An 11,685-nucleotide genomic window follows, 5' to 3' on the forward strand; every position below is an offset into this window, starting at 1 on the left:
GATTTTGGATTTTGGATTAGTAACTGGGCGTTGGGAATTAGTTATTGGTTATTCTCCTCTTCCCCCTAACCAACGGGAATTCAACAGATACAGCACTTTCCAGCCTCCCTTTCCGCTTCGGAGAGGGAGGAGCAACACAAAAATCAGCTTAAGCCTCTCGACCTTTCGGGGAGAGGGATCAAAACAGTACTCATCGAATTCACGTATACCCAATGCCCCATTTATAATTTACGGCTTGACAACAACTACACCATAAGCATCTGGCGAAAGATACTCTTTAGCTGCTTGCATCAAGTCAGTTGCGTCTTGGCTTTGAATATAATCTGGGTAGTTAAAGGCGGGTTCTAAATCTCCCACTAAAGACTGATAGTAACCATACAACCCAGAGCGATCGCTTGGTGTTTCATTACCAAATATAAATCTGTTAGCTACTCGTCGCCGCACACGGGCAATTTCTGATTCTGTGACTAACTCGGTTTGAACTTTGCGAATGTGTTGAGCGATCGCATCCTCTACTTCTGCTAAATTTTCCACTGCACATTTAGCTGAAATATAAAATGTCCCTTGCAGCTGATTGCTCATATTGCTCACAGAAATTGAAGAAACCAATCCCCGTTCTTCTCGTAAATCCCTCACCAGTCTTGATGTCCGTCCATGTCCCAAAATTCCTGCTAAAACATCCAGTCCATAGGTGCGATCTAACTGAGTCATTCCTGGAACCCGCCAAACCATCACTAGCCTTCCTTGCTGGAGACTTTCATCTATAAATTCTCCACGGACAATTTCTGTAAATGGTGACTCAGGATTTAGTGGTGAGTGGTGAGTGGGGAGTGGAGAGTGGTGAATTTTATTAGCTTTTGTAAATCCTTCAGCAACAGTTGCAATTAATTCTTCCACAGGTAAATTGCCCACAGCTACAGCAGTAATTGACTGGGGTTGATACCAACTAGTATGAAAATCCCGCATCTGTTGGGGTTTAAGTTCGGCAATCACCGATTCCGGCCCTAATACTGCACGGCGATAAGGTAGCTTAGTAAACGCTGTCTCCATCACCCGTCGAAATGTCCGTCGTTGGGGATTATCTTCTGAACGCCTAATTTCTTCTAAAACTACTAATCGCTCCCGTTCAAAAGCATCATCAGGAATACTAGCATTTGATAGTACATCTATTTGTAGTGGAGCCAGTTCGGCAAAATCTTTGGGGGCAGTGGTTATGTAGTAATGAGTATAGTCTTGGCTAGTAGCAGCATTGGTAACAGCACCCCGTTCTTCAATTCGCCGTTCAAACTCGCCGCTAGCCAGTTGTTCTGTTCCTTTAAAAATCATATGCTCTAAAAAGTGAGCCATACCGTTAATGGCATCAGATTCTACTGCTGAACCAACTTTAATCCATACATTGAGGTTTACAGCTTCAACTGGCATTTGCTCCGCTATGATTGTCAAACCATTCGGCAACTGATGCAGCGTTGGGGTATTAAGACGAGAAAATTTCCGTAGGGTTGAAGTCATTGCTACTTGTGTGAGGAGCTACGTTACTTCTTTATCTTATCCGTCACCGAAGAGACAGGGGAGCAGAGGGCAGGGGGAAAAAGAGTTTGAGCCTTATTTTCTTTTCTTCACACAGTTTGGTTTTATTGTACCGACTTACCTAGAATACAAGGCGCAAAAAGAGTTTCAGAGCAAATAAATTTATTTATGCCCAAAAGCAAAAATATTTATTTCGAGTGGAGAGTGCCACAATCAAAAATAATTAGGACTTACGCACACTCTACGAATTCTTGGCGCTCTTGGCACGGCAGTTGCTTCAAGTCGGCAGAGCCGCCCAACGCACTGCCTCGTCTTGGCGGTTCGATAAATTAAGCGAAGTTAGCAATTTTTGCGTAAGTCCTGATAATGCGTCTAAACCGCGTCCACCTTGAAAACTGTAGTTATTTCCGTGTGAAAACAAAAAACCCTCATCCCCCAGAGCCGCAAAGAAGTCCCTCTCCCCCTACTTGGAAGAGGGATTTAAGGTGAGGGCAAAAACTACGGTTCTCAACATAGATGAGGTTTAAAAGGTTTTACTACGCAAAACCTGTCCCTCTCCGACTCAGGTGCAATCAGCAAATGCGTAGGCGTAGCCCGCCGCAGGCATCGCTAAATCAACAAATGCGATCGCCGAATCAACAAATGCGATCGCCGAATCAACAAATGCGAACCCTAAATCAACAAATGCGAACCCTAAATCAACAAATGCGAACCCCGAATCAACAAATGCGAACCCCGAATCAACAAATGCGAACCCTAAATCAACAAATGCGAACCCTAAATCAACAAATGCGAACCCTAAATCAACAAATGCATTGGCGTAGCCCGCCGCAGGCATCGCCAAAATAACATTAGAAAGGGGAAACTAAAACATCTAATTCCCTCCCCTTTATAAGGGGAGGGTTAGGGAGGGGTAATTCAATAACGTACAACGTAGCCGACTCAGAGAGGGACAGACTTGAAAAAGAGCAAGCCTTAACCCAAGCGTATTGGTACAGACTTGAACTAAAGTTCAACACAGAAAGAGGTTTATCGAACTAACTAGGGTAAGGGTTATTGAAGGTTTCCCAAGCAGCAGTAGCCGCCTTTTGCAGGCGAAAGCTGAAGTCTACTAAGTCTTTCATCATCAAGTGCCAGTTTTTCTCAGCTTCATCCTGAATTATCGCCCAAGAGTCTTGTAAGCGATCGCGTTCTATCAGTTTCCTGCCTTCAATTAATTCCCGTGTTTGTCGCACAGCTTTCAAATAAGTTTCACGGGTGAGAATACCTGCTGACTCTGCTTGGCTGCGTCTTTATAGTACCTCAATCAGCGCTTCACTTCATCACTTTTACCAGCCATTTCGGTTTGAGAACTAAATAAATTCTACAATTACTATAGATTCGGTAGATTCAATTACTGTGGTTTCAAAGGATTCGATGTTATTAGCAGTCATAGTTAAAACATCCTTAATTACAATGCTTACTCTCAGATTAAAACTGCACCATATAACAATAATCATTAGTCATGTATGCGCGATAACCGCTATGCTTAACTTATATATTTGTGATCACTTCATAAATATGCTGTTTCTTATAAAAATTTACTATGCTCATAGAATTTAGTATTGGTAATTACCGATCCTTTAAGGATAAAGTCACTTTTAGTATGGTGGCTGCCAATATTGTTCTTAAAGAAAAGGAACTTGATGATAACAATGTTTTTGCGGTAGATGATGACCTAAAATTACTCAAAAGTGCTGCAATTTATGGTGCTAATGCCAGCGGCAAAAGTAATATTGCGAAAGCTTTGAGCTTTATGAAGTGGTTTATGATTAATTCCTCTAAAGAGACTCAAAGTACAGAAAAAATAGGAGTTGAGCCTTTTGAGCTAAATACGGAAACTGAAGCACAACCATCTTTTTTTGAAATTGTGTTTTTATTAGATGCTACAAAGTATAAATATGGGTTTCAAGCTAATCAAAAAAAAGTTATTTCGGAGTGGCTGTCTTACGTTCCTAACACAAGGAAAACTGCTCTTTTTGAGCGAGTTTCTGAGGGAAGTTCACGTAAGCTCAAATATCTATCTAAAAAGTTTCAAGCTGAGGGTATTTACCCAAAAACTAGGAGCAATGCACTTTTTCTATCAGTAGCTGCTCAATTTAACGTTGAAATAGCTGAGAAAATACTAGATTGGCTCACAAAAAAAGTAAATATAGTTTCAGGTTTAGATGATCAAGAGCATTTGATTCATACAGTAAGTTATTTAGCCAAAAATAATGATAATAAATCAGAAATTATTCAATTAATTAAACAGTTAGATTTAGGGATTAAACAAATAAGAATAAAGCCAGCAGAAATTATATCTATAGAACAAAGTTCTTATCATTTAAAAACAGAAAACTTAATTAAGACAGGGCATCAAAGATTTGATGGCAAGGGTAATTATGTTTCTATAAAATTCTTTGATTTAGAGAATCAAGAGTCCGAAGGAACTAAAAAAATAATTTCTATCGCTGGACTTTTGGTAGATAGTCTTAAATATGGCAAAGTTTTGATATTTGATGAATTGGATGCGAGACTTCATCCGCTAATTAGCAAAGCAATTGTTGAATTATTTAACTCCAAAAATATCAATCATAATAATGCACAACTAATATTTATGACTGATGACACCAATTTGCTCAGTAATAAACTCTTTCGCAGAGATCAGATTTGGTTTACTGAGAAAAATAAATATGGTGCTACAGATTTATATTCATTAGTTGAATATAAAATACAGAAGGATACCTCTTTTGAAAGTGACTATATCAAAGGCAGATATGGTGCTATTCCATTTATTGGTGACTTAAGTCAACTTATTGGTGAGCCTGATGCCTAGAAACCGTGGCTATGCTGATAGAAAAGTTGAAACAAGAGAACTTAGGCAAATATTTTTAATTATTTGTGAAGGTGAAAAAACTGAGCCAAATTACTTCAAGAGCTTTCGCGTTTCCACGACTGTCAAGAAAATTGATGTTAGAGGATTTGGATACAATCCAAGTAAACTAGTACAAGAGGCGAAAAAATTAAAGGCTCAAGAAGATTACGATCAAGTTTGGTGCGTATTTGATAGGGATGATTGGCCTAAGCAAGATTTTAACAATGCTATTGCGAACGCTGAAAAAGAAGGATTTAAAGTTGCTTACTCTAATGAAGCTTTTGAATTATGGTATGTATTGCATTTTGAATTTTTAAATACTGGACTTCCTCGCAAAGATTATATCGATAAGTTAGAGAAAAAGGAATTACTTGGACACCAATATAAAAAAAATAGTGCAACAATCTATGAGGAAATAGAAAATCGGCAATCTACTGCCATCAAACACTCTAAAAGTCTTCTCAAGCAATATAACCCTTCTAATCCAGTAAATGATAATCCTTCAACAACAGTACATCTTTTAGTTGAGGAGCTAAACAAGTTTATTCGATAATGCTTATCTTTGAGATTACATTAATTATTTTTTACATCATCCAGTACCTATTTTATTTACTAAATCATCGCTTCCAATTCTTCCAAAGCTTTAAAACTTCCTACTTGCCAACTATGTTCCACAGCATCAGGTTCAACTCCTGCTACACCTTAGCGTTTAAAGGTGGTGGAACCAAAAGGTTGGTATCTGATATCTTTAGCCTTCAGCAATATTTTGACAATATCAGAAATTAAATCTTTGGGAATTTCATGTTCTGGTAAAGGAGCCATAATTTCTAAACTACCCTGGCTATAGGCAATTCGTGTAGTTCTTTTTTCTCCCAATTCTTGTAAAATAGATTCAAATTATTCCCAGCTAACATCTGGAATTGTCACCGTGCTACCAGGTGCTAACTGCATCTGGCTAACAGGTTTAAAAACGGGGATGGCAGCAGTCATAATCAGAATATAAGTAATCTGAGTTTCAATAATTATCTATTAGGTTGCGGTGGATAATATAGCCCACCGTAACCTTTAGATTAATAGAATGAGTTTAACAAAAGCGATCGCTTTACACCTTAAACTTCTCAGCAATCCGCTTCATCGCTTCTTCGACATTTTGCCGACTGTTAAATGCCGAAATTCTAAAGTAACCTTCACCCGCAGCACCAAAGCCAGAACCAGGTGTCCCCACAACGTTGACAGTTTGCAGCAGCTTATCAAAGAATTCCCAACTGGATAAACCATTAGGAGTTTTCACCCAAACGTAAGGTGCATTCACGCCACCATAAACTGATAATCCGGCGGCTGTGAGTTTGTCGCGGATAATTTTGGCGTTTTCTAAATAGAAACTCACCAATCCCTTGATTTGTGCTTGTCCTTCTTCGGAGTAAACCGCTTCGGCTCCCCGTTGGACGATGTAAGAAACACCATTAAACTTGGTAGACTGGCGACGATTCCAGAGTTTCCACAGTTCTACATCGGAACCATCGGCGGCTTTTCCTGTAAGTGTCTTCGGTACAACGGTTAACGCGCAACGGGTTCCTGTAAAACCTGCATTCTTGGAGAAAGAACGAAATTCGATCGCAACTTCCCTTGCACCTTCAATTTCATAAATTGAGTGGGGAAGTGATGGATCGGTAATATAAGCTTCGTAGGCTGCATCAAAGAAAATAATCGAGTTATTAGCTTTGGCATAGTCTACCCATGCTTTGAGATATTCCTTGGTAGCAGTTGCACCAGTGGGGTTATTGGGAAAGCAGAGATAAATTAAATCAACTTTCTTTGAGGGAATCTCGGCGGTGAAATTGTTTTCAGCAGTAATCGGCAGATAAACTAAACCCTCAAATTCGCCTTTGTCGTTGGCATCCCCAGTATTTCCCACCATAACGTTAGTGTCTACATACACGGGATAAACTGGATCAGTAACGGCGATGATGTTATCATGACCAAAGATTTCTAGAATATTGCCAGTGTCGCACTTGGAACCATCAGAGATAAAGATTTCCGAAGCATCAATTTCGGCTCCCCGCGCTTGGAAATCTTGAGTAGCGATTTTCTCCCGTAACCAAGCATAGCCTTGCTCTGGGCCGTAGCCTTTGAAGGTATTGCGATCGCCCATTTCTTCCACAGCTTTAATCATAGCTGTGCGGCAAGCCTCCGGCAGAGGTTCGGTAACATCACCAATGCCCAGCCGGATCACCTTAGCATCAGGATTCGCTTCAGCAAAGGCATTCACCCGCCGAGCAATTTCTGGAAACAGATAACCCGCTTTCAGTTTCAGGTAGTTGTCGTTAATAGTTGCCATAGTAAATATGAAAAACGCCCTCAAACAGCTTACTGCTAATTTATAAGGGCGGGGAGTGGGGAGTGGGGGGACAAGGGGAATAACCAATGCCCAATGATCAAATATTTATCGGCTGTTTATTATTTTCTGATGTGTAATAACTGTTGCGATCGCTAATTACAAACTCCGTAATTGATTCTTTACCTGTAATCAATCTTGCTCCGCGATTACGGGTGAAATAGTTCCATGCCCACTGAATCATTACTACTAATTTGTTGTTAAATTCAATTAAGAAGTAGATGTGAATCAATAGCCAAAAGAGCCATGCAAAGAAACCTTTCAGCTTGATAAAGCCCAAATCTACCACAGCAGAATTGTGTCCAATCATCGCTAAACTACCATAATCGGTATAAGCAAAAGGTGACAAACTGTTACCTGTAAGCCGCTTTTGGACTAGCGCTGCTACATATTCACCTTGTTGCTTCGCTACAGGTGCAACACCGGGTAGCGGTTTACCATTTTGATGAGAAAAATTTGCTAAGTCGCCAATTACAAAAATATTGGGATGTCCCTTAATACTCAAGTCAGGTTCAACGATAATCCGTCCAGCGCGATCACATTCGGCATCTGTGCGTTCTGCTACCACTTTTCCCATTGCTGAAGCTTTCACACCTGCTGCCCATAATACCGTTTTTGAGGCAATCTCTTTAACTTCATCGCCTTGTTTGATGGTAACAACATCATTTTCAATATTCGTTACCAGCGTTTTTGTCTGGACAACTACCCCCAACCGCGTCAGGGATGCTTCCGCTTCTTGTGATAACTCTGGTGCAAAGGGTGGTAAAATCCGATCCAGACCTTCTAATAGCAAAATCTTGGCTTCCGATGTGTCGATGCTGCGGAAATCTTCTTTGAGAGTTTGATTTGCCAATTCTGCGATCGCGCCCGCTAATTCTACACCCGTTGGGCCACCACCAACAATTATAAAGGTTAACCAAGCCCGGCGTTTTTCTGGATCTGTTTCTTTTTCTGCGGCTTCAAACGCCGTAAAAATCCGGCTACGCATTTCTATAGCATCTTCTACGGTTTTCAAGCCTGGTGCAAATTCTTCCCAGTTATCTTTGCCAAAGTAGGAATGCTTCGCACCTGTAGCAACAATTAACGTATCGTAAGCTATTGCTTCGTCGCCCACAGTCACTTGTTTTGCTTCTGGATCAATATTATTCACCTCTCCTAGCAGCACTTTCGTATTCTTGCTCTTGCTGAGGACAGAACGCAACGGTGAAGAGATATCAGCAGGAGACAATGCACCCGTAGCGACTTGGTATAAAAGGGGTTGAAATAGATGAAAGTTACGTTTATCAATCAGAGTAACGTTTACTGCTGCCTTGGCGAGTGTTTTTGCCGCATAAAGTCCACCAAAGCCACCGCCAACAATAACTACTTTATGAGGTGGATTATTGTCAAGTGAATTTACCATAAGAAATATTATCCTGTTTTCCGACTATTGTAACTATTCTTAACAAATTTGTATCAAAATTGTCATCATATATTTTGTATTGTTTTTTACATTTGACTGAAGATTAAAGTAATCAAAACAACAGGATAAACAGAACTTTTCAAGATGGAGACTCAGACAATAAGATTTGGCAATATTTGAATTAATTTTTACTTATGTAAATTTATCAAAGGTAGATGTATGATTTATGCAAGCTCACTCAGAACTAGTTGATTCTGGTGTTTGTGTTAAACGTGGTGAATGAGTTCGCCGCCAACGCCTAAAGCCATAGACAAGAGCAGCAAAAATTAACAAATAGGGACTGTAAACAATTAACCAAATACCCAGCTTGAGTAAGCCAACGGAAAATGCCCTCAAAGAGTGGGTGGAGTTGTTCCAAGTTTCCTGAACTTGCAAACCAAAGGCAGGTTGGGGACTGGTGCTAGAAACTGCTGCTTCTAGGTTCAGCGTAATAGTGGAATAAGCAACTTGATTTTGTAGGCTTTTGAGTTGGGCATTAATTTGTTCTATTGTTTCACGGACATTACTCAGTTCTTGGGCAACACTAAGCACATCTCTAACAGAACCCGCCCGATCCATAATTTTTTGCAAATTGGCTTCAGTTTTCTGCAAATTGGTTAATCTAGCTTGGAAATCCACCAGGCGATCGCCCACATCTTCCGCAGTGATATTACGACTATTAACAGTGCCCAATTTAGCTAGTTGTTCTAAAGTAGGTTCTAGCAAATTCTCTGGTATCCGCAATTGTATTGTTGCTGTGTAACGCGGGTTGTCGTTTTTGGGTTGTTGTTGTTTCAACCCGATCAAATCCCCTTGCTGCTTATTAATAATTTGCGAAACGGCATCAATAGTCTGATCTACAGAGTTGACAGTCAAAGAGATTGCTGCCTTTTTGATAAGTTGGGGACGAGAACGGGCTATTGGTGCAGCTTCCGCCTTTTGGGAAACACTGCTTGCTTGATTTGCCCTACCATCGGCTGCAATTGGAGGTGCAGCCTGATTTGCTGACTGATGGGAAGAGGCACAACTGGTGAAAATCACCCCTCCTAATAACACACTCACAAATAAAGCAGATGTGTGCGGTGATTTAGTCGAAGCGTACATAATCTACCCCTAGATGGATGAAGTTAACCCCAGTATTGCCCACATAAAACTTAAAACCTGTATTGTTGCGATTTTTGTAACAGAGATGAAGAGTGCTGAGTTTGGTAAAGTAAATCCCCATCCGTAACGTAATTACGAATTGTTAATGGTTCATAGTTCATCTGTAGTACTCAATTTGGGGTACAATCGTAAGCCTGTAAATTAATGACCACGCTTGCTGACAGGAGATGCTTCTATGGCCCGGATGTATTATGACGAAGATGCCAATTTAGACCTTTTGGCTGGAAAAACTATTGCTATTATCGGCTATGGTTCTCAAGGTCATGCCCACGCTCTCAATTTAAAAGATAGTGGTTTAAATGTGATTGTGGGACTATATCCGGGTAGTAAGTCAGTAGAAAAAGCTGAAGCAGCTGGGTTAACTGTGAAGAATGTTGCAGATGCTGCCAATGCTGCTGACTTCATCATGATTTTGTTACCTGATGAAGTCCAAAAAACGATTTACAAAAACGAGATTGAACCCAATTTAGAAGAAGGGAATGTGTTAGCTTTTGCCCACGGTTTCAATATTCACTTTGGGCAAATTGTACCACCGGCTAACGTAGATGTGGTGATGATAGCACCCAAAGGGCCGGGGCATATAGTCCGGCGGACTTATGAACAGGGTGAAGGTGTACCAGCGCTATTTGCAGTTTATCAAGATGCCAGTGGTCAGGCACGCGATCGCGCGATGGCTTATGCTAAAGGTATCGGTGGTAGCCGTGCGGGTGTTCTCGAAACTACTTTCCGCGAAGAAACCGAAACTGATTTATTTGGCGAACAAGCAGTATTATGCGGTGGTTTGAGTGCTTTAATCAAAGCCGGATTTGAAACTTTGGTAGAAGCTGGTTATCAACCAGAATTGGCTTATTTTGAATGTCTGCATGAAGTCAAGCTGATTGTTGACTTGGTTGTAGAAGGCGGTTTAGCTAAAATGCGCGACAGCATTTCTAACACAGCCGAATATGGCGATTATACCCGTGGGCCTCGGATTGTGACCGAACAAACTAAAGCTGAAATGCAGAAGATTCTCAGCGAAATTCAATCTGGGCAATTTGCACGGGAATTTGTTCTGGAAAACCAAGCTGGTAAACCAGGATTTACCGCTTTGCGTCGCAAAGAAGCTGAACACAAAATTGAGGAAGTTGGCAAAGATTTACGCGCTATGTTTAGCTGGTTGAAAAAAGCTTAAGCAAAAGAAAGACAATTATCCAAACCCACTTCCATTCCTCTCCCCGAAAGGTCGAAAGGCTTTGAATTTCCCCTTCCCGCATCAGGAAGGGAGTCAGGAGGTTAGGTCTTTGATGACTTTGATTGTTTCGCATAATACTTTTCAAACATCCTCTTACAGCTATTTTCAAATAAATAGCTGTAACTTATAATAATTAGCTGTAAGGTCGCATAGAACAAGAGGGTAAAGCCCTATTAGAAGGATACAGGGATGAAAAAAATTTTTAATTTCTGTTTCGAGGTTGAATTTTATCTAAAAATCGCGATTTCTTGCACAATTGTTCAGCAAATATTTTATTGGCTATTACACAATATAGAACTCAATTTTATCAATCAGGTTTTGTTATACTGGGTTGTTGGTTCTATCTCATTTTATAGCATTGGTCTTTTAATCGAAAAGGTAATTAAAAACAATGATAATTTAAGAGAGAAACTAACTGTCAGAGTTAAGAAAGTCAAAAAACAACCATTTCTTTCCTTTACTGCTAAAGGCATTATTACTGGAGAAGTAAAAAGTTTCATAGCAGCTTTAATTATCCTTTATTTAGCGCCAGAGGTAAATAGAGGAAATAGTTTACTCTTAAACTTTGGATGGTTTTTGATGAGAATAATTGCTGCTGATTTCTGTTTTTACGTTTTCCATTCGCTACTTCACAGAAAATTCTTGCAGAAAATACATCTGAAACATCATGAGTTCGCGGACTCATCAAGTTTTGTTGCTGGGCATAAGAGTTTACCTGAATATATTATTATTACTATTACAGACCTTTTACCTATTTTTATATTTGGGTATGATATAACCCAGTTATGTGCTTGGACTATTATAGGCAATGCTTACAACCTAGAAGGTCATAGTTCCTTATCAATATTTTTTGTTCCATCAGATTTTCACGATCTTCACCACAGTTGTTTCAGGGGAAACTATGGAATTCAAGGATTTTGGGACAGGTTATTCAACACACTAAATCCTCCTACAAAGAAGCCAGGAATTATGTTTCCTGTAGCTTCTTTGGAGTATATGACCATGAAGTCGTCTAGTAATTTAGATTGAGT

General features: G+C 40.0%; 10 protein-coding genes and 1 pseudogene. 5 read left to right on the plus strand and 6 right to left on the minus strand.

Annotated elements, in window-relative coordinates:
• Nucleotides 1-228 precede the first annotated feature (228 nt).
• The gene (locus V7K35_RS16050; protein ID WP_335080241.1) at nt 229-1,509 is read right to left on the minus strand and encodes a M16 family metallopeptidase; all 1,281 of its coding nucleotides are present in this window, start codon (nt 1,507-1,509) and stop codon (nt 229-231) included.
• A gap of 597 nt (nt 1,510-2,106) precedes the next feature.
• Between V7K35_RS16050 and V7K35_RS16055 the strand changes: the two genes are divergently transcribed.
• On the plus strand, nt 2,107-2,376 hold the full coding sequence (locus V7K35_RS16055) for a hypothetical protein (protein WP_335080242.1): 270 nt from the start codon (nt 2,107-2,109) through the stop codon (nt 2,374-2,376).
• A gap of 188 nt (nt 2,377-2,564) precedes the next feature.
• On the opposite strand, the pseudogene V7K35_RS29740 reads toward V7K35_RS16055, so the two are convergent.
• A pseudogene (locus V7K35_RS29740) lies at nt 2,565-2,960 on the minus strand (hypothetical protein).
• A gap of 152 nt (nt 2,961-3,112) precedes the next feature.
• On the opposite strand from V7K35_RS29740, the gene V7K35_RS16065 reads away from it, so the two are divergent.
• Together V7K35_RS16065 and V7K35_RS16070 are read left to right on the plus strand one after the other, a co-directional pair.
• A complete protein-coding gene (locus tag V7K35_RS16065; RefSeq protein WP_335080244.1) occupies nt 3,113-4,384 on the plus strand; it encodes an AAA family ATPase in 1,272 nt (423 codons plus the stop codon).
• On the plus strand, nt 4,377-4,976 hold the full coding sequence (locus V7K35_RS16070; protein ID WP_335080245.1) for an RloB family protein: 600 nt from the start codon (nt 4,377-4,379) through the stop codon (nt 4,974-4,976). Before V7K35_RS16065 ends, V7K35_RS16070 begins: the two co-directional genes overlap by 8 nt.
• Nucleotides 4,977-5,125: 149 nt before the next feature.
• On the opposite strand, the gene V7K35_RS16075 is transcribed toward V7K35_RS16070, so the two are convergent.
• The 4 genes from V7K35_RS16075 to V7K35_RS16090 all read right to left on the minus strand — a co-directional run bounded on the left by V7K35_RS16075 (nt 5,126) and on the right by V7K35_RS16090 (nt 9,363).
• The gene (locus tag V7K35_RS16075) at nt 5,126-5,299 is read right to left on the minus strand and encodes a hypothetical protein (protein ID WP_335080246.1); all 174 of its coding nucleotides are present in this window, start codon (nt 5,297-5,299) and stop codon (nt 5,126-5,128) included.
• Between the two features lie 226 nt (nt 5,300-5,525).
• Nucleotides 5,526-6,761 carry an LL-diaminopimelate aminotransferase gene (locus V7K35_RS16080; protein WP_335080247.1) on the minus strand — a complete coding sequence of 412 codons (1,236 nt, stop codon included), beginning with the start codon at nt 6,759-6,761 and terminating at the stop codon, nt 5,526-5,528.
• Nucleotides 6,762-6,858: 97 nt separating this feature from the next.
• Nucleotides 6,859-8,220 (minus strand): NAD(P)/FAD-dependent oxidoreductase, encoded by a 1,362-nt coding sequence (locus tag V7K35_RS16085; protein WP_335080248.1) that lies wholly within the window; start codon nt 8,218-8,220, stop codon nt 6,859-6,861.
• Nucleotides 8,221-8,454: 234 nt separating this feature from the next.
• A complete protein-coding gene (locus V7K35_RS16090; protein WP_335080249.1) occupies nt 8,455-9,363 on the minus strand; it encodes a DUF4349 domain-containing protein in 909 nt (302 codons plus the stop codon).
• Nucleotides 9,364-9,598: 235 nt separating this feature from the next.
• On the opposite strand from V7K35_RS16090, the gene ilvC reads away from it, so the two are divergent.
• Entirely contained in the window at nt 9,599-10,594 is a 996-nt protein-coding gene (gene ilvC / locus V7K35_RS16095; protein WP_273768904.1) for a ketol-acid reductoisomerase, read from the plus strand.
• A gap of 249 nt (nt 10,595-10,843) precedes the next feature.
• The gene (locus tag V7K35_RS16100; protein ID WP_335080250.1) at nt 10,844-11,683 is read left to right on the plus strand and encodes a sterol desaturase family protein; all 840 of its coding nucleotides are present in this window, start codon (nt 10,844-10,846) and stop codon (nt 11,681-11,683) included.
• Nucleotides 11,684-11,685: the final 2 nt, after the last annotated feature.

This window comes from Nostoc sp. (assembly GCF_036917275.1).
In the GTDB taxonomy this organism is placed as follows: Bacteria; Cyanobacteriota; Cyanobacteriia; order Cyanobacteriales; family Nostocaceae; genus Nostoc.

Coding starts and splice junctions, on each gene's coding strand:
- V7K35_RS16050 (WP_335080241.1), bottom strand. CDS start 1,509: ATGACTTCAACCCTACGGAAATTTTCTCGTCTTAATACCCCAACGCTG.
- V7K35_RS16080 (WP_335080247.1), bottom strand. CDS start 6,761: ATGGCAACTATTAACGACAACTACCTGAAACTGAAAGCGGGTTATCTG.
- V7K35_RS16065 (WP_335080244.1), top strand. CDS start 3,113: ATGCTCATAGAATTTAGTATTGGTAATTACCGATCCTTTAAGGATAAA.
- V7K35_RS16055 (WP_335080242.1), top strand. CDS start 2,107: ATGCGTAGGCGTAGCCCGCCGCAGGCATCGCTAAATCAACAAATGCGA.
- V7K35_RS16085 (WP_335080248.1), bottom strand. CDS start 8,220: ATGGTAAATTCACTTGACAATAATCCACCTCATAAAGTAGTTATTGTT.
- ilvC (WP_273768904.1), top strand. CDS start 9,599: ATGGCCCGGATGTATTATGACGAAGATGCCAATTTAGACCTTTTGGCT.
- V7K35_RS16090 (WP_335080249.1), bottom strand. CDS start 9,363: ATGTACGCTTCGACTAAATCACCGCACACATCTGCTTTATTTGTGAGT.
- V7K35_RS16100 (WP_335080250.1), top strand. CDS start 10,844: ATGAAAAAAATTTTTAATTTCTGTTTCGAGGTTGAATTTTATCTAAAA.
- V7K35_RS16070 (WP_335080245.1), top strand. CDS start 4,377: ATGCCTAGAAACCGTGGCTATGCTGATAGAAAAGTTGAAACAAGAGAA.